This is a genomic window from Pseudomonas azerbaijanorientalis (assembly GCF_019139795.1).
Lineage (GTDB): Bacteria > Pseudomonadota > Gammaproteobacteria > Pseudomonadales > Pseudomonadaceae > Aquipseudomonas > Aquipseudomonas laurylsulfatiphila.
Map to the genome: position 1 here is coordinate 1,227,389 of NZ_CP077078.1, position 18,794 is coordinate 1,246,182.

The 18,794-nt window shown below is 55.5% G+C and carries 9 protein-coding genes, 1 tRNA gene, 3 rRNA genes and 2 pseudogenes; 6 read left to right on the forward strand and 9 right to left on the reverse strand.

Going from position 1 to position 18,794, the window contains the following annotated elements; genetic code table 11:
* Nucleotides 1-126: 126 nt before the first annotated feature.
* Genes KSS91_RS05370 through KSS91_RS05385 form a run of 4 tightly spaced genes read right to left on the reverse strand, consistent with a single transcriptional unit; the run spans nt 127 to nt 5,259 of the window.
* Nucleotides 127-348, reverse strand: coding sequence for a formate dehydrogenase subunit delta (locus tag KSS91_RS05370; protein WP_015093611.1), 222 nt, complete (start codon nt 346-348; stop codon nt 127-129).
* Nucleotides 345-3,227, reverse strand: coding sequence for a formate dehydrogenase subunit alpha (gene fdhF, locus KSS91_RS05375; protein WP_217837272.1), 2,883 nt, complete (start codon nt 3,225-3,227; stop codon nt 345-347). Before fdhF ends, KSS91_RS05370 begins: the two co-directional genes overlap by 4 nt.
* Nucleotides 3,224-4,783 (reverse strand): formate dehydrogenase beta subunit, encoded by a 1,560-nt coding sequence (locus KSS91_RS05380; RefSeq protein ID WP_217837273.1) that lies wholly within the window; start codon nt 4,781-4,783, stop codon nt 3,224-3,226. The genes fdhF and KSS91_RS05380 overlap by 4 nt, the downstream gene beginning before the upstream one ends.
* Nucleotides 4,783-5,259 (reverse strand): formate dehydrogenase subunit gamma, encoded by a 477-nt coding sequence (locus KSS91_RS05385; protein WP_056855147.1) that lies wholly within the window; start codon nt 5,257-5,259, stop codon nt 4,783-4,785. Before KSS91_RS05385 ends, KSS91_RS05380 begins: the two co-directional genes overlap by 1 nt.
* A 635-nt stretch (nt 5,260-5,894) precedes the next feature.
* On the opposite strand from KSS91_RS05385, the pseudogene KSS91_RS28910 reads away from it, so the two are divergent.
* Nucleotides 5,895-6,107 (forward strand): annotated as a pseudogene (locus tag KSS91_RS28910) (DUF6429 family protein).
* A gap of 447 nt (nt 6,108-6,554) precedes the next feature.
* On the opposite strand, the gene KSS91_RS05390 reads toward KSS91_RS28910, so the two are convergent.
* Nucleotides 6,555-6,839, reverse strand: coding sequence for a DUF3077 domain-containing protein (locus KSS91_RS05390; protein WP_217838365.1), 285 nt, complete (start codon nt 6,837-6,839; stop codon nt 6,555-6,557).
* A 375-nt stretch (nt 6,840-7,214) separates the two neighbouring features.
* Between KSS91_RS05390 and KSS91_RS05395 the strand changes: the two genes are divergently transcribed.
* The 3 genes from KSS91_RS05395 (at nt 7,215) to rrf (ending at nt 12,238) form a co-directional block, all read left to right on the forward strand.
* Nucleotides 7,215-8,751, forward strand: a 16S ribosomal RNA gene (locus KSS91_RS05395).
* Nucleotides 8,752-9,063: 312 nt separating this feature from the next.
* Nucleotides 9,064-11,957: ribosomal RNA gene (locus tag KSS91_RS05400) — 23S ribosomal RNA — on the forward strand.
* A 165-nt stretch (nt 11,958-12,122) separates the two neighbouring features.
* Nucleotides 12,123-12,238: ribosomal RNA gene (gene rrf / locus KSS91_RS05405) — 5S ribosomal RNA — on the forward strand.
* Together the 16S, 23S and 5S rRNA genes form the textbook arrangement of a ribosomal RNA operon.
* 97 nt (nt 12,239-12,335) lie before the next feature.
* On the opposite strand, the pseudogene KSS91_RS05410 reads toward rrf, so the two are convergent.
* Together KSS91_RS05410 and KSS91_RS05415 are read right to left on the reverse strand one after the other, a co-directional pair.
* A pseudogene (locus KSS91_RS05410) lies at nt 12,336-14,707 on the reverse strand (TOTE conflict system archaeo-eukaryotic primase domain-containing protein).
* A 635-nt stretch (nt 14,708-15,342) separates the two neighbouring features.
* Nucleotides 15,343-15,648 (reverse strand): DUF3077 domain-containing protein, encoded by a 306-nt coding sequence (locus KSS91_RS05415; protein ID WP_217837274.1) that lies wholly within the window; start codon nt 15,646-15,648, stop codon nt 15,343-15,345.
* 847 nt (nt 15,649-16,495) lie between these two features.
* Between KSS91_RS05415 and KSS91_RS05420 the strand changes: the two genes are divergently transcribed.
* Nucleotides 16,496-17,317 (forward strand): lipid II-degrading bacteriocin, encoded by an 822-nt coding sequence (locus tag KSS91_RS05420; RefSeq protein ID WP_217837275.1) that lies wholly within the window; start codon nt 16,496-16,498, stop codon nt 17,315-17,317.
* A gap of 64 nt (nt 17,318-17,381) precedes the next feature.
* Nucleotides 17,382-17,792, forward strand: a complete 411-nt coding sequence (locus KSS91_RS05425; protein ID WP_217837276.1) for a hypothetical protein — start codon at nt 17,382-17,384, stop codon at nt 17,790-17,792.
* Nucleotides 17,793-18,177: 385 nt separating this feature from the next.
* Here the strand turns inward: KSS91_RS05425 and KSS91_RS05430 are convergent, their stop codons facing one another.
* Together KSS91_RS05430 and KSS91_RS05435 are read right to left on the reverse strand one after the other, a co-directional pair.
* Nucleotides 18,178-18,507: a hypothetical protein gene (locus tag KSS91_RS05430; RefSeq protein ID WP_217837277.1), complete on the reverse strand. Its 330-nt coding sequence runs from the start codon at nt 18,505-18,507 to the stop codon at nt 18,178-18,180.
* A gap of 173 nt (nt 18,508-18,680) precedes the next feature.
* Nucleotides 18,681-18,765 (reverse strand) — tRNA-Leu (locus tag KSS91_RS05435).
* Nucleotides 18,766-18,794 lie beyond the last annotated feature (29 nt).

Here is an 18,794-nt window from a genome sequence, read left to right on the forward strand (position 1 = left end):
CACGCACTCTCCTGTGGGAGCGGGCTTGCTCGCGAAGGGGCCAGTACATTCAACATCAATGTCGCCTGGATTGACGCCTTCGCGAGCAAGCCCGCTCCCACAGTTATTCATCCGGGCTCCTTCAGGCTAAGCCCCCCAACCCGCCCCACTAACCGCCGCCTGCACCAGCGGATGCAGGTCCGCCCCTTTATGCTCCGTCTGCCAGGCCAGCAATTCCTTGCGCATGCTGGGCGCCCAGTACATCTGCAGATGATTGCGCACACTGAGCACCGCCTGTTGCTGGTCCGGCTGGCTGGCGAAGTACTGGGCGATCTGGTTGGCCATTTTGATCAGGTTTTCAGTACTCATCGGCGCACCTCGGCTTTATCACCACGGGCGTGGCGGCGATCCTTGAGCAAACGGTCCTGTTCCTCGCTGAATTCCTGGAAGCGCTTTTGCCACTCCGAAGGGTGATAAACGCGGCTGACTTCGACGGCAGTGACCTTGTACTCCGGACAGTTGGTGGCCCAGTCGGAGTTGTCGGTGGTGATCACGTTGGCCCCCGATTCCGGGAAGTGGAAAGTGGTGTACACCACGCCCGGGGCGACCCGTTCGGTGATCCGCGCACGCAATACAGTCTGCCCGGCACGGCTGCCGATGCCGACCCAGTCACCTTCGTTGATGCCCCGGCTTTCGGCGTCGCTCGGGTGGATTTCCAGGCGGTCTTCGTCGTGCCAGGCGACGTTGTCGGTACGCCGGGTCTGGGCGCCGACGTTGTACTGGCTGAGGATGCGCCCGGTGGTCAGCAGCAGCGGATAGCGAGTGTTGACCTTCTCCTCGGTGGGCACGTAGCCGGTGAGCATGAAACGCCCCTTGCCGCGCACGAACTCTTCGATGTGCATGGTTGGTGTGCCGTCCGGCGCCGCGGCGTTGCACGGCCATTGCAGGCTGCCGTGGCGATCCAGTTCGGTGTAGCTGACGTTGGTGAAGGTCGGCGTCAGGCTGGCGATTTCATCCATGATTTCCGACGGGTGTTTGTAATGCATCGGGTAACCCAGGGCATTGGCCAGGGCCACTGTGCCTTCCCAGTCGGCCTTGCCGCCCAGAGGGTCCATGACCTTGCGCACCCGGGAGATGCGCCGTTCGGCGTTGGTGAAGGTGCCGTCCTTTTCCAGGAACGAACTGCCCGGCAGGAACACGTGAGCGAACTTGGCGGTTTCGTTGAGGAAAATATCCTGCACCACCACGCATTCCATCGCTGACAAAGCGGCGGTGACGTGCTGGGTATTCGGATCGCTTTGGGCGATGTCCTCACCCTGGCAATACAGGCCCTTGAAGCTGCCGCCCAGCGCTGCTTCGAACATGTTGGGAATGCGCAACCCCGGATCAGGTTGCAGAGTGACGTTCCACGCCTGTTCGAACTGCGCCCGCACCACCTCGTTGGAGATGTGCCGGTAACCGGGCAACTCATGGGGGAAAGACCCCATGTCGCAGGAGCCCTGAACGTTGTTCTGCCCCCGCAACGGGTTCACGCCCACGCCTTCGCGGCCGATGTTGCCCGTGGCCATCGCGAGGTTGGCGATGCCCATGACTGCCGTGCTGCCCTGGCTGTGCTCGGTGACGCCGAGGCCGTAGTAGATCGCCGCATTGCCGCCGGTGGCATACAGGCGGGCTGCGGCGCGGATGTCGGCAGCGGGCACGCCGCAGATCGCGCCAAGTACTTCCGGCGAGTTCTCCGCACGGCTGACGAACTCGCTCCAATTAGCAAAATCGCTGCCCTCGCAACGGGCGTCGATAAAGGCCTGGTTGAGCAGCCCTTCGGTGACGATGACATGAGCCAGCGCATTGAGCATGGCGACGTTGGTGCCGGGACGCAGGGCCAGGTGCAGTTCGGCGCGGGCGTGCACCGAGTCCACCAGATCAATGCGCCGTGGGTCGATGACGATCAGCCGCGCGCCTTCACGCAGACGCCGTTTGAGCTGGGAGGCGAACACCGGGTGGGCGTCGCTGGGGTTGGCGCCCATCACCAGGATCACGTCGGCCTGCATCACCGAGTCGAAACTCTGGGTGCCGGCGGACTCGCCCAGGGTTTGTTTCAAGCCATAGCCGGTAGGCGAGTGGCAGACCCGCGCACAGGTGTCGACGTTGTTGTTGCCGAACGCGGCGCGCACCAGTTTTTGCACCAGGTAGGTTTCTTCGTTGGTGCAGCGGCTGGAGGTGATGCCACCAATGGAGTCGCGGCCGTATTTCTGCTGCAACCGACGGAATTCGCTGGCGGCGTAGGTCACCGCTTCATCCCAGCTGACTTCCTGCCACGGGTCGTTGATGTGCTTGCGGATCATCGGCTTGGTGATGCGATCCGGGTGGGTGGCGTAGCCCCAGGCAAAGCGCCCCTTGACGCATGAGTGGCCGTGGTTGGCCTGGCCGTTCTTGTCCGGAACCATGCGCACCAGCTGGTCGCCTTTCATCTCGGCGCGGAACGAGCAGCCCACGCCGCAATAGGCGCAAGTGGTAATCACGCTGCGTTCCGGCTGACCCAGTTCGACCACGCTTTTTTCCATCAGGGTTGCGGTAGGGCAGGCCTGTACACAGGCGCCGCAGGACACGCATTCCGAATCGAGGAAGTTATCCCCACCGGCGGCCGCCACCCGGGATTCAAAACCGCGCCCGGTAATGGTCAGGGCAAAGGTGCCCTGGGTTTCTTCGCAGGCGCGCACACAGCGGTTGCAGACGATGCACTTGCTCGGGTCGTAGTCGAAGTACGGGTTGGAGGTGTCCTTCACATCGGCCAGATGGTTGTCGCCTTCATAGCCGTAACGCACCTCCCGCAAGCCGACCTGACCGGCCACGGTTTGCAGCTCGCAGTTGCCGTTGGCCGAGCAGGTCAGGCAGTCCAGCGGGTGATCGGAGATGTACAGTTCCATGACGTTGCGGCGCAGGGTGGCGAGCTTCGACGTCTGGGTGTGCACGGTCATGCCTTCAGTGACCGGCGTGGTGCAGGACGCCGGATAACCGCGCATGCCGTCGATCTCCACCAGGCACATGCGGCAGGAGCCGAAGGCTTCCAGGCTGTCGGTGGCACAGAGTTTGGGAATGGTGGTGCCCAGCAGCGCAGCGGCGCGCATCACCGAGGTGCCTTCGGGCACGCTGATGCTGCGGCCGTCGATGTTCAGGGTGATTTGCACCTGACTTTCGCGGGCAGGGGTGCCCAGATCGATATCGGTGTTCGGGTCGAAGAGAGTGATCATTGCTCGGCCTCCGAGGGCTGCAAGCCGAAGTCGGCGGGGAAGTGCTTGAGGGCGCTGGCGACCGGAAAGGAAACCATGCCGCCCAATGCGCACAGCGAACCGTATTGCAGGGTGTCGCACAGGTCCTTGAGGATGATCACCTGCTCATCGCGACCGTTCTGGTCAGGCGCTGCCAGCAGGCGATCGATCACCTCCACGCCCCGAGTCGAGCCGATGCGGCACGGCGTGCATTTGCCACAGGATTCCTCGGCGCAGAACTCCATCGCGAAACGCGCCATATGGGCCATGTCCAGGGTGTCGTCCGCCACCACCACACCACCGTGACCGAGCATTGCGCCGATGGCGGCGAAGGCCTCGTAATCCAGCGGCGTGTCGAACTGCGACGGCGGCACCCAGGCGCCGAGCGGGCCGCCCACCTGCGCAGCCTTCAGCGGCCGGCCACTGGCAGTCCCGCCACCGTAGTCTTCCACCAGTTCCCGCAGGGTCAGGCCAAAGGCCCGTTCCACCAGCCCGCCCTGACGAATATTGCCCGCCAATTGGAAGGGCATGGTGCCCAGGGAGCGGCCCATGCCGTAATCGCGATAGAACTGCGCACCCTTGGCCAGAATCTGCGGCACCGAGGCCAAAGTCAGCACGTTGTGCACCAGCGTCGGCTGGCCGAACAGCCCCTTCAAGGCAGGAATCGGCGGCTTGGCGCGGACGATCCCGCGCTTGCCTTCCAGAGAGTCCAGCAGCGCGGTTTCCTCACCGCAGATGTAGGCACCGGCACCGACCCGCACTTCCATATCGAAGGCCTGACCGCTGCCGCCAACATTGGCGCCCAGGTAACCGTTCTCCCGGGCAATCTGCAGCGCGTTGCGCAGGGTGGCCACGGCATCCGGATATTCCGAGCGCACATAGATGTAGCCGTAGGTGGCGCCGACAGTAATGCCGGCAATGGCCATGCCTTCGATCAGCAGGAAGGGGTCGCCTTCCATCAGCATGCGGTCGGCAAAAGTGCCGGAGTCGCCTTCGTCGGCGTTGCACACGATGTACTTTTGCGCCGCTTCGGTCGCACGCACCGTGCGCCATTTGATCCCGGCGGGGAAGGCCGCGCCGCCACGGCCACGCAGGCCTGAATCGAACACCGCCGTCGCGGTCTGCTCACCGCCAAGGGCGACGGCCCTGTTCAAACCTTCGAAACCGCCATGGGCTCGATAATCATCCAGCGACAGCGGCCGGGTAATGCCGGCGCGGGCGAACAGCAGGCGTTGTTGAGACTTTAGATAAGGCAGCTCTTCCACCAGACCCAGGGCCAATGGATGAGCGGACGGCTCGCCTTGCAGCGCATCAAGCACCGACGGCACATCGGCGGCTGTCAGCGGCCCGAAGCCAATACGGCCTTGCGGGCTGTCCACCTCCAGCAACGGTTCCAGCCAATACAGACCGCGCGAACTGGTGCGCTGCAGTTCCAGCGGCAGATTGCGTTCCTTGGCCTGAGTGATCAGGGCCGTCGAGACCTCATCGGCACCCACAGCACGAGCCAGCGAATCACAGGGCAGATAAAGAGTCGGCATCACGCGTCCTCCCGGCAAGCATCGAGCAGCGCATCCAGACGTTCAGCACTCAGCCGCGCATGCACCCGACCATCCAGTTCCAGAGCCGGCGAGCAGGCACAGGCCCCAAGGCAATACACCGGCCGCAAACTGATGCTGCCATCGGCACTGCTGCCGTGGTCATCCAGTTGCAGACGCTCACGCAACTGCGCAGCCAACTGCTCGGCACCGCGACTCTTGCACGACTCGGCCCGGCACAGCCGCAGGATATGCCGCGCGGGCGGCGCGGTACGGAAGTCATGGTAAAAACTGATCACCCCACGAACCTCGGCCTGGCTCAGGTTCAGGGCATGGGCAATCTCGGGGACGGCGACATCGGGGACGTAACCGATACGCTCCTGAATATCATGAAGAATGGGCAACAGCGCACCCGCAGAGCCCTTGTGGCGCTCCAGCAAACTGTTGACCACAGGCAGGTGCAACATCTCATCAGGCATTCAGCAATCCTCACGGTCACGGACAAACCAGAAGGTCGTCGGTCGTCCGAAAGTGTCGGCTGCGGCACTCACACCACGTCACGGTATCGTGGCAATTTGGCCGTTGGCCAGGGCACCCTGAACGGGCATCTTGTTGTGCCCGGCGCGATCTACGTCGCACCTCTACTGGGCATAAAAGGCAGCTTGCCACGCCGCTATTGATCGACCTGCACCAAAGCGACGTGCTCGGTTCTGCCTACGACTATCCATTAAGTCTAGATGAGTGGTGCGTAGGGCGTTCACGCACTGGCCTAATGCCCGGAGGGCTTGTCGATGGCTGATGTATAGCAAGCATTACAGGGGAGAAGAAGCATCAGAACCGAGGGCAATTCTACGGAGCAGATGCTCTGAAGTACGCCGCTAACCCTGTGGGAGCGAGCCTGCTCGCGAAAGCGCCAGCCCAACCACCATCAATACTGGATCGGTCGCCTGGCGGCACTTGCTCAGTTGAAAAGCTGGATACAGAAGCCGTGGGTCTGTTCACCCGTGTCGCCTGGCTGAGCGCACTACTATTATTAATTCCATGGATGTCCTCGGGGATGGAGCACCCTCCATAGACTCGACGATAGCTATCGATTATGAGCGGAACAATCATCATGGAATACGACGACAAACTCATTGAAGACGCCGTGCTTGCTCTATTGGCAGCCTTCAGTTCCGACAGTGGCAACACTTGGAAAGGGTTCGATTTCGAGATCATGAACCGATAGCTTGAACATGGTTTGATCAGTAATCCGGTGAACAGGAACAAATCAGTTTGGTTAACGGAGGAAGGGCTGGAGCGAGGTCGGCGGATAGCTGACCAGTAGTTCGGCGTGAAAAACTCTAGGCCAGCTTGAGTCCAACTCTCAGCCGTTGCCATAGGCGAATTTCGCTAGCGTCTGGCATCGTCGAGAATGTCCCTGCCGCTATTCAGGAAAGGCCTACAACTCTTCACAGTGCGCTGTTTCAGGCTTCTCACAAGCGGGCGGTTTCGCCCGTGGTAGATCGTCGCAAGCTGCATACATTGACTCGGTCCGTAAGCTGCGGCGGCATCAACCCCAATCGCGCCCGATCCTCTGGTGCTGGCTCAGTCCGGCATTACGTTCGGGTCTTCTTGTTTATGAAGCACGGAACTAGCTACGCCAATTCCCTGTAGGAGCGAGCCTGCTCGCGAAAAACGCAAGGCATCCACATATCCCGCTGAATACCCCGCCCATCGCAAGCAAACCCGCTGTCGCAACCTAACGCCTGATTTTTCCCCGGCGCTTCACTCACTACCCCGCAACCTTAGCCCCCGCCCGCTTGGACGCTAGCGCATTATCCCGATTCCGAGTAAGCACCTTCACCGCATCATCCACCAACGCCTTACTCATCGAAGTCAGATAATGCGCCGCCCAGGCGTGACGGTCGGTGTCTCTGGCATAAGCAGCATCTTCAGTGAGTGTCTTGGCCAGGAACAGAAAATCGGAGGCCATGGACAACGCATCGCCGAGAGGAGCGCCACGAGTGACATGAAACAGCGCTTGATCCGCACAGTAGATCGCGGGTGTCAGGCCGATGGTTTTGAGTTCAGTAAGGGAAAAGAATTTCTAGGCAGGGGTTGACCACGTATTTTAATGCTGTAGTATTCTCCTCCCGCTAACGAGCAGTTTGATGCTGGTTTTGGCTTAAGTGGTTGATTTTATTATTGAAATCAGAAGCTTTTAAGGTTGCTGCTTAAAGGGGTTTGCTGTAGAGTGCACGCCTCGGTTGAGACGAAAGATCTTAACCAACCGCTCTTTAACAACTGAATCAAGCAATTCGTGTGGGTGCTTGTGGGGTCAGACTGCTAGTCAACAGATTATCAGCATCACAAGTTACTCCGCGAGAAATCAAAGATGTAACCAACGATTGCTGAGCCAAGTTTAGGGTTTTCTCAAAACCCAAAGATGTTTGAACTGAAGAGTTTGATCATGGCTCAGATTGAACGCTGGCGGCAGGCCTAACACATGCAAGTCGAGCGGATGAAGAGAGCTTGCTCTCTGATTCAGCGGCGGACGGGTGAGTAATGCCTAGGAATCTGCCTGGTAGTGGGGGACAACGTTTCGAAAGGAACGCTAATACCGCATACGTCCTACGGGAGAAAGCAGGGGACCTTCGGGCCTTGCGCTATCAGATGAGCCTAGGTCGGATTAGCTAGTTGGTGAGGTAATGGCTCACCAAGGCGACGATCCGTAACTGGTCTGAGAGGATGATCAGTCACACTGGAACTGAGACACGGTCCAGACTCCTACGGGAGGCAGCAGTGGGGAATATTGGACAATGGGCGAAAGCCTGATCCAGCCATGCCGCGTGTGTGAAGAAGGTCTTCGGATTGTAAAGCACTTTAAGTTGGGAGGAAGGGCATTAACCTAATACGTTAGTGTTTTGACGTTACCGACAGAATAAGCACCGGCTAACTCTGTGCCAGCAGCCGCGGTAATACAGAGGGTGCAAGCGTTAATCGGAATTACTGGGCGTAAAGCGCGCGTAGGTGGTTTGTTAAGTTGGATGTGAAAGCCCCGGGCTCAACCTGGGAACTGCATTCAAAACTGACAAGCTAGAGTATGGTAGAGGGTGGTGGAATTTCCTGTGTAGCGGTGAAATGCGTAGATATAGGAAGGAACACCAGTGGCGAAGGCGACCACCTGGACTGATACTGACACTGAGGTGCGAAAGCGTGGGGAGCAAACAGGATTAGATACCCTGGTAGTCCACGCCGTAAACGATGTCAACTAGCCGTTGGGAGCCTTGAGCTCTTAGTGGCGCAGCTAACGCATTAAGTTGACCGCCTGGGGAGTACGGCCGCAAGGTTAAAACTCAAATGAATTGACGGGGGCCCGCACAAGCGGTGGAGCATGTGGTTTAATTCGAAGCAACGCGAAGAACCTTACCAGGCCTTGACATCCAATGAACTTTCCAGAGATGGATTGGTGCCTTCGGGAACATTGAGACAGGTGCTGCATGGCTGTCGTCAGCTCGTGTCGTGAGATGTTGGGTTAAGTCCCGTAACGAGCGCAACCCTTGTCCTTAGTTACCAGCACGTTATGGTGGGCACTCTAAGGAGACTGCCGGTGACAAACCGGAGGAAGGTGGGGATGACGTCAAGTCATCATGGCCCTTACGGCCTGGGCTACACACGTGCTACAATGGTCGGTACAGAGGGTTGCCAAGCCGCGAGGTGGAGCTAATCCCACAAAACCGATCGTAGTCCGGATCGCAGTCTGCAACTCGACTGCGTGAAGTCGGAATCGCTAGTAATCGCGAATCAGAATGTCGCGGTGAATACGTTCCCGGGCCTTGTACACACCGCCCGTCACACCATGGGAGTGGGTTGCACCAGAAGTAGCTAGTCTAACCTTCGGGAGGACGGTTACCACGGTGTGATTCATGACTGGGGTGAAGTCGTAACAAGGTAGCCGTAGGGGAACCTGCGGCTGGATCACCTCCTTAATCGACGACTCAGCTGCTCCATAAGTTCCCACACGAATTGCTTGATTCATTGAAGAAGACGAGAGGCCGGCCTTTAAGGTGGTCTGTTTCGTTAGAGTTTAGAAATGAGTATTCCAGCGTGAATATTGATTTCTAGTCTTTGACTAGTTCGTTCTTTAAAAATTTGGGTATGTGATAGAAAGATAGACTGAACGTTACTTTCACTGGTAACGGATCAGGCTAAGGTAAAATTTGTGAGTTCTCTTAATTGAGAAATTCGAATTTTCGGCGAATGTCGTCTTCATAGTATAACCAGATTGCTTGGGGTTATATGGTCAAGTGAAGAAGCGCATACGGTGGATGCCTTGGCAGTCAGAGGCGATGAAAGACGTGGTAGCCTGCGAAAAGCTTCGGGGAGTCGGCAAACAGACTTTGATCCGGAGATGTCTGAATGGGGGAACCCAGCCATCATAAGATGGTTATCTTGTACTGAATACATAGGTGCAAGAGGCGAACCAGGGGAACTGAAACATCTAAGTACCCTGAGGAAAAGAAATCAACCGAGATTCCCTTAGTAGTGGCGAGCGAACGGGGACTAGCCCTTAAGTGGCTTTGAGATTAGCGGAACGCTCTGGAAAGTGCGGCCATAGTGGGTGATAGCCCTGTACGCGAAAATCTCTTAGTCATGAAATCGAGTAGGACGGAGCACGAGAAACTTTGTCTGAATATGGGGGGACCATCCTCCAAGGCTAAATACTACTGACTGACCGATAGTGAACTAGTACCGTGAGGGAAAGGCGAAAAGAACCCCGGAGAGGGGAGTGAAATAGATCCTGAAACCGTATGCGTACAAGCAGTGGGAGCCTACTTTGTTAGGTGACTGCGTACCTTTTGTATAATGGGTCAGCGACTTATTTTCAGTGGCGAGCTTAACCGAATAGGGGAGGCGTAGCGAAAGCGAGTCTTAATAGGGCGTCTAGTCGCTGGGAATAGACCCGAAACCGGGCGATCTATCCATGGGCAGGTTGAAGGTTAGGTAACACTGACTGGAGGACCGAACCGACTACCGTTGAAAAGTTAGCGGATGACCTGTGGATCGGAGTGAAAGGCTAATCAAGCTCGGAGATAGCTGGTTCTCCTCGAAAGCTATTTAGGTAGCGCCTCATGTATCACTGTAGGGGGTAGAGCACTGTTTCGGCTAGGGGGTCATCCCGACTTACCAAACCGATGCAAACTCCGAATACCTACAAGTGCCGAGCATGGGAGACACACGGCGGGTGCTAACGTCCGTCGTGAAAAGGGAAACAACCCAGACCGTCAGCTAAGGTCCCAAAGTTATGGTTAAGTGGGAAACGATGTGGGAAGGCTTAGACAGCTAGGAGGTTGGCTTAGAAGCAGCCACCCTTTAAAGAAAGCGTAATAGCTCACTAGTCGAGTCGGCCTGCGCGGAAGATGTAACGGGGCTCAAACCATACACCGAAGCTACGGGTATCACCTTCGGGTGATGCGGTAGAGGAGCGTTCTGTAAGCCTGTGAAGGTGAGTTGAGAAGCTTGCTGGAGGTATCAGAAGTGCGAATGCTGACATGAGTAACGACAATGGGTGTGAAAAACACCCACGCCGAAAGACCAAGGTTTCCTGCGCAACGTTAATCGACGCAGGGTTAGTCGGTCCCTAAGGCGAGGCTGAAAAGCGTAGTCGATGGAAAACAGGTTAATATTCCTGTACTTCTGGTTATTGCGATGGAGGGACGGAGAAGGCTAGGCCAGCTTGGCGTTGGTTGTCCAAGTTTAAGGTGGTAGGCTGAGATCTTAGGTAAATCCGGGATCTTAAGGCCGAGAGCTGATGACGAGTTACCCTTTGGGTGACGAAGTGGTTGATGCCATGCTTCCAAGAAAAGCTTCTAAGCTTCAGATAACCAGGAACCGTACCCCAAACCGACACAGGTGGTTGGGTAGAGAATACCAAGGCGCTTGAGAGAACTCGGGTGAAGGAACTAGGCAAAATGGCACCGTAACTTCGGGAGAAGGTGCGCCGGTGAGGGTGAAGGACTTGCTCCGTAAGCCCACGCCGGTCGAAGATACCAGGCCGCTGCGACTGTTTATTAAAAACACAGCACTCTGCAAACACGAAAGTGGACGTATAGGGTGTGACGCCTGCCCGGTGCCGGAAGGTTAATTGATGGGGTTAGCTAACGCGAAGCTCTTGATCGAAGCCCCGGTAAACGGCGGCCGTAACTATAACGGTCCTAAGGTAGCGAAATTCCTTGTCGGGTAAGTTCCGACCTGCACGAATGGCGTAACGATGGCGGCGCTGTCTCCACCCGAGACTCAGTGAAATTGAAATCGCTGTGAAGATGCAGTGTATCCGCGGCTAGACGGAAAGACCCCGTGAACCTTTACTATAGCTTTGCACTGGACTTTGAATTTGCTTGTGTAGGATAGGTGGGAGGCTTTGAAGCGTGGACGCCAGTTCGCGTGGAGCCATCCTTGAAATACCACCCTGGCAACTTTGAGGTTCTAACTCAGGTCCGTTATCCGGATCGAGGACAGTGTATGGTGGGTAGTTTGACTGGGGCGGTCTCCTCCTAAAGAGTAACGGAGGAGTACGAAGGTGCGCTCAGACCGGTCGGAAATCGGTCGTAGAGTATAAAGGCAAAAGCGCGCTTGACTGCGAGACAGACACGTCGAGCAGGTACGAAAGTAGGTCTTAGTGATCCGGTGGTTCTGTATGGAAGGGCCATCGCTCAACGGATAAAAGGTACTCCGGGGATAACAGGCTGATACCGCCCAAGAGTTCATATCGACGGCGGTGTTTGGCACCTCGATGTCGGCTCATCACATCCTGGGGCTGAAGCCGGTCCCAAGGGTATGGCTGTTCGCCATTTAAAGTGGTACGCGAGCTGGGTTTAGAACGTCGTGAGACAGTTCGGTCCCTATCTGCCGTGGACGTTTGAGATTTGAGAGGGGCTGCTCCTAGTACGAGAGGACCGGAGTGGACGAACCTCTGGTGTTCCGGTTGTCACGCCAGTGGCATTGCCGGGTAGCTATGTTCGGAAAAGATAACCGCTGAAAGCATCTAAGCGGGAAACTTGCCTCAAGATGAGATCTCACTGGGACCTTGAGTCCCCTGAAGGGCCGTCGAAGACTACGACGTTGATAGGTTGGGTGTGTAAGCGCTGTGAGGCGTTGAGCTAACCAATACTAATTGCCCGTGAGGCTTGACCATATAACACCCAAGCAATTTGCGTCGGCTCTCTAATCCAGAGCAACCAGATTGCGGTGTGTGAAGACGAAACGAACCGAAAGTTCGAAAGACTCACAAAACACCCAGCTGTCACATACCCAATTTGCTGAAGCGAGGCCGTCTGGCCACGACTCAGTACCCGAATTTCTTGACGACCATAGAGCGTTGGAACCACCTGATCCCATCCCGAACTCAGAAGTGAAACGATGCATCGCCGATGGTAGTGTGGGGTTTCCCCATGTGAGAGTAGGTCATCGTCAAGATTAAATTCCGAAACCCCAATTGAGAAAGCAGTTGGGGTTTTGTTTGTCCTTGAAAAAAGCATCCTGAGACTGGTGCGGAAGTTGACCGTCAACCACGTTAGAGTAGGTCCATGGTGGCCATGGAATCAGCCATGCGGTAGCCCATCGCTTTGTAACCCGCCTGGCGCTTATCCCACATTCTCAGCAGCGCGACATTTCCCCCGTCAACGAAGTCAATCACTCGCACGTCGGCCTTATCGGCATGCGATCGATGCAACCGCCCCGCATATTGCTGAAGGATTCCCTTCCATGAGATGGGCATTGCCAGTACCAGCGTGTCCAACGGCGGGTGATCGAAACCTTCACCTACTAGTTTTCCTGTTGCCAACAGCACCCGTGGAGCATCAGGGGGAAGGGACTCAAGCTCATGCATACGGGAAATGCGCTGTTTCTTAGGCACTCGCCCATGAAGCGTGAAAAGGTTATGCACGCGCTGCTTCAATTCTAATTCAAGGGCATCCACATGTTCCGTCCGTTCCGTTAGCACTAGAATTTTTCTACCCTCGTTGTACGCCAGTTCAATCTCCGAGACGATTTTGGCTGTCCGCTCAAAGTCGTCGGCTAGACGCCGAAAAATGTCCTGAATCCCAAAGCCGTCGGGAACCACTATTGGTTTGGACAGCAATCGAGGCACGACAGATAGGTCATGAGGCGCACTCGCTGGCCGAGCAGCAGAATGTCGGATCGGTCCGCACTGCATGAAAATAATAGGCTGTTGCCCATCTCGGCGCACTGGGGTTGCGGTGAGTCCCAGTACGTACCGCGCGGTCGCGCTCCTCAGTAGCGCCTCGAATGACACGGCTGATAGGTGATGACACTCATCAACGATGATCTGGCCGTAGTTTTTTACCTGATCGCTGATCTCGCCTTTTCGCGATAACGACTGCATTACGGCAATGTCGATGATGCCGGTAAGCTTCGCTTTTCCGCCCCCAAGGGTACCAACGACACCATTCTCGACTCCCATGAACGCCTGCAAGCGCTCTTGCCACTGCCTTAACAGTTCCGTCCGATGCACAAGCACCAACGTGTTATGCCACGAGTGGCAATCAATGCAGCAGCACTCACCGTTTTACCGAAAGCTGTCGGTGCGCAGAGGATACCGGTGTCATGACTTAGCATTGCGCTGACAGCAGCCTCTTGGTCAGAACGCAGGGTCCCGAGAAAACTCACGTCGATGGGGTCGCCCACGAAGCGCTCGTCTTTAAAAATAGGGGTAACCCCGTTTTCCTCTAAAAGCTCCAGCGCAGCATCCAAACAGCCACGCGGTAACGCAATATGTTTGGGGAAGTTCTGGGCGCAGCCGATAATCCTTGGCTTGTTCCACACTGACATGCGCATGGCCTGAGCTTTGTAGAACTCTGGATTTTGAAAGGCAGCGAGCCGGACAAGCTGGTTTGCCAATGGCTGTGGCAATTCCGACTTTTCAAAGTAAATTAAGTTAGCCAGCGTGATGTTGACAGCAGCGGGCAACGGGCATGTCAATTTACGTGATCTCGATTCACGATCTTTCCAGGGTTCTGCATCACCTTCGTCATCGACATAGGCGACCCCTAGAGGGTCTCGATTACCCATCGCCTGGATAATAACGGGCTGGATATCTTCTGGACTCATGCGCTGAATCGATGCCAGGAAGGCCCATTGATCAGGATGAGGCTCAAGCGTGTCGTCTACAAAAACGCTGTTGTTTTGGGCCCTGGCCCGCTTTTGCAAAGGGAGCGCGATGAGATTTCCAAAGCCGCCTTTGGGCATATAGTCCTGGTTTGGAAACAGTCGATCATAGGAGCTGAGCGCCAACTGGCGGGTGCGCTCGCAGGCATGACTGATGATTGCGGCACCGAGGCGGCGCGCATCGCAGGCAGGAACATTACGCTCAAAGAAAATCCAGCCATGAGCCCCTTGGCCTGAGCGCGATATTTCCAGCGCCACCGGGACGTTCAGCTCATGGCATGACTGCACAAAAGCTTTGGAATCATCACGCCATTCGGCCTCATCGAAGTCGACCGCCAAAAAATAACAAGTGTCATCAGAGAGTAGGGGGTAGATACCAACGACCACTTCGCCCGCCAGATGGCAATAGACCACCTCATCGGTCAGCGGAAGCAGCTGGCGGTTACCACAGTCGCCACATTTGATTCGGGGCTTCTCACAAACGCCTAGTCTCCATTCGTTTGCGCAAGCGGGTGCGTATCCTGATTTGCCTGTCTTGCTTTCCCAACGGATGGGGTAGACGTCCGTTCTACCGCGAAACAAGCTTCGGAATAGGGCAAGCTTTCCTTCAGTATCGAGTTGCTGTGATTGCTCTGCTTGGACAATCGCTATCTTGACTGGCTCAGCAGGCGGGCGCCAATCGATGCCATGAGCATCCAGCAAGGCAACCAATCTTGAATTCTCAGCCCTTAGTTGCGCCACCAGACTAGTGTCTATCACCGCCTTGAGCCTCTACGTCTCAGGTGAAGCCTGTAGCCTCGAGCTACAACCCTCAGTCCATCAGTAAAACATAGAGGTTATCAAACAACAGAGGTTCGGTTCAGGAGCTCAAGAGGTCCGCCCTAATCCTAATCAAATCGTTGGCAGGCTCAATCTGCCGGTGAGGGATACAGAGCGCGCAGTTGCTGGCATTCGGCTAGCGTGGAAAGTTCCAGGATTTTCCCAGGCGCAGAGTGATCAGGTTTGTAGTCAGCAGGTAGTAGGGCGTCGATTTCGAGTTTGGGTTCATGTGGTCGTTCAAAAACCAAACGAGATATTCAGTGCGGGGCGGAAAGCGCCAGCCCAACCACTATCAATGCCGAAGGTGCACCGAAATCAAAACCCGCTGGAGCCAAACAATGCCTGCCAGCTCACCGCAACCCTCTGTGGGAGCGGGCCCGCGAAGGCGCCAGCCCGGCCAGCACAAACCCCTGAACTAAACCACAACCCCCTGTAGGAGCGAGCCCGCTCGCGAAAAACCCAAGGCATCCACATGTCCCACTGAACACCCCTGTCCACCGCAACCAAGCCCGCCCTCACAACATCACGCCCGACGCTTGAAACCAAAAGCTATCCCGGCGCGTCGCCCACTACCCCTAAGCCGTAGCCCCCGCCCGCTTGGACGCCACTTCATTATCCCGATCCCGCATCAGCACCTTCACCGCATCATCCACCAACGCCTTACTCATCGAAGTCAGATAATGTGCAGCCCAGGCGTGACGGTCGGTGTCTCTGGCATAAGCAGCATCTTCAGTGAGCGTCTTGGCCAGGAACAGAAAATCGGAGGCCATCGACAACGCATCGCCAAGAGGAACACCGCGAGTGACATGAAACAGCGCTTGATCTGCGCAGTAGATGGCCGGCGTCAAGCCAATGGTTTTGAGTTCAGTTTGTTCAGTCATTGCCCACCTCCGAGGATGGAGAGGCAATGGGGGAGGGCATTACGCGATTGGGAATCGCGAAGAGAGAAAAGCCAAATTTCAAACGGATTGATACTGCGCATTATCCAGCTCCTTGATATGAGGAGCTGTCACGTTCGTTTCCACACGAATGGGTGACAGCTGTGCGCAGGGTGGAAAACCGGGAATCAAGGAAACCGGCACGCCCGAAGACGTCCCACGCACAGCCGCCATAACTCACGCCGCAGGCATAAAAAAAGCGCCGGCAGACGTGATGGGGGCGCTGTTGCGCCTTGAATTACACGGGTTTCCACACCCGGTCGCTGAATTGGCAGCGACGGTGGAAGGGTATCGTGCGGACTCCATTCCTGCAACCTTCAGACATATCGGCCACAAATCTGAGTGGTGACGTAATGTGGTCTTTTCCATTTTTCCGGTTTTGAGTGCGAAACAAGCACCAACGGGGGGGCTTGTTCTATCTCAATCTTCGTCGGTTATTTCTGTATAGCTTGTAGGAACTCTCCTGTTCGCTCCGCAACGTCTTGAATTGCCTCCGCGCCCACGTACTTTGTATTCGCCCACTCATTCTTGAGTCGGCGCGATTCATATAACCGCAGCACGCGCCTTACTTGGCGCGTGAATGGACACGGAGTGCAAGCAATGAGAAAGGGATACCTCATTCGCAAGGGTGACAAGACCACCTGCTGTGGTGAAGTTATGGAAACCGATACTCGCGTCATGAAGTTCGGCATGGTGCATGCCCGCGACGGGGTCAAGAGCCTCGAGCAATCGCCTACGAGCGACTCAACCGCAGCAAATGCTGCGCAACTGAAGCAACGTAGGTAAAACCATGAACACAATCGAACTGCCACCGATTTATATTTATGCAACGGAACCTGGCTATTCCAATCCACCTGGTGCACCGTTTCCAGCCCCAAACCCAGGAGTCATTCTGCTACATCAGCAACAACAGCGAAATGTTCATTATGCAAATGGCCATTGGCGCGAAATGATAATTAAGCTTTGTAATGAGCAAGCGCATTATGGTCAAGTAAACTATGTCGTGCCGGGTTTTCCCTTCGATTTCGGGGTGATGCGTTGGGCAGATACATTCAGCTCTAATGATTCTGATCAGAGCCCTGCGCAAGCTTTGAACTACGCCAGCCGCCAAATCGCGGACAAAAAGCTATTTGAATACGATACAGCGTACTTTTCGGGCGGGGTTTTGACTCCAGTTGCAGCGATGGGGCATTTGGTGTTCGGCAAAGGTGCTACTGCAAGAACCAATATCAACAAGCTGAGCTTGCAACTGTCCACCACGAAGATGCCATTGCTGGAAACTGCACTAGCCGCAGCCCCGGTTGGTATCTCTTCAATCTACCTAGACAAAGTGCCCTACAATACAGCAAACGACTCGTGGATGACCGCATCCTGGCTCGGGAGCATCACTCTGAAAATTGAAGGTGCAGTCACCAAGACGGCAGATGGCCGCTTGAACTTCAACGGTAATGCCAAGGCTTACAACGATATCTACGACGGCAACCCAAGCACTCATCGGAGCTGGCTTGGTGAGTCCTCTACCGCAGTCCTTGACGCGATACACAGAGTAATGAATGGTCAACCCTATGAAATCGCGATTGAGGGTTCACTAGGCGTCTCGATCAATCGTTGATGTAACATAGGCGCCTTTGTTTTTCGAGGCGCCTACTTCAGATAATTCACGGACGGAGAAAGATATGTTTAAGCAGTTTTGCAAGTATTTTTCCCCAGCATTGTTGCTTGTGTTGGGCGTCATTTTGCTATGGGGCTCACTCTATAGCTCCATCGTCAACGTAGATGAGGGGGAAAAACCAGCTCCTACGTTTTTTGTGGTTTTTTATGTTGCGTACTTCTCTGCTTTTGTTATGGTTTTACAGGCTTTTTCTTCCTTTCTACTGGTATGGGCTCCAAACAAAAAATGGGTCACGGTGCTGTCATTTCTGGTGCGCTTACCCGTAATGCTATTTACGTTTTTTGTCGGAGCTTTAAGTCTGGCATTGGCCTATGACGTTTCTTTACTGGCTCTTGCGCCAGCACTTGTTTATTTAGTTGCAACATTTTTATTTGTCCGACAGGATTTGGCGTTATTCCGCAGACGAAATGCATAGTCGTAGCAGCGTTTTTTATCCCTGTACATCTCTAAAGCCTCAACAATCGCTATGGCTTTTTCGTATCTGGCACGCCCTTGTTCCCTTTTTTGCTCCAGGTAGATGAGGGTGGCGCGAATTGCCGGACCTATTCTCGGTCCCCCCCCAAAAAAAAGGGGAATTCAGTTGTCAAGTATGTTCGACAAACCAGACATCTGGCTCATCGTCATGTCCTGGCTTAGCCGACACATCCCCGATGTTCTATGTCGCGACGTCCTTGTGCTGGATCGTCTTCTTGCGCGTGATCTACGGAAAGGGCGGCGACAGATTCTAATTGCAGAAAGGGGGGCAGATTTACTATTAGTCAACACATGGCGGCCAAGGCATTTGGCCAACAAGCGGACCGTCACTGGACAGCTTTCAAGTACTCCCTGAGTGCCATGAGCGGGGAATCAAGCTGCTCCATCGTCTGTGCGCTGCTAAAATCAGTCGCCAGTCTGTTTAGCTCTCGTCCAAGGGGGTTCTCCGCACCGCCTAGAGCCTCCATTGCCAAGCCCACGCACGCGTCCACTTTTTGCTGGATTGTCTCAACATCCCCCCGCCGCACCAGCAACTCAAACACATCCCGCTGGTAATCCCCCATGACCAAATCATCCCGCAAAATCGGGCTCTGACCTTCCGTTTCATAAGCCAGTTTGAGGGAGAAGAGGGCGACGGTTTCCAAGTGCAATTCCATGGGGGAAATCCTTGTGAAATGTTCTTCCGGCGAGGAGGGTAGAAGAGACGCAAGATCAAAAGATCGCAGCCTTCGGCAGCTCCTACAGGTCAGTGCGTTGTTCGCGGTGTGTCAGGGGTGGCTTTTCTGTGGGCGAAAAAAAAGGCCTTGCTAAGCAAGACCTTTCTTAATTTTGGTGCCCCGAGGGAGACTCGAACTCCCACTCCTTTCGAAAACGGATTTTGAATCCGCCGCGTCTACCAATTCCGCCATCAGGGCTCAATGGCGGCGAAGTATAGAGATGAGAT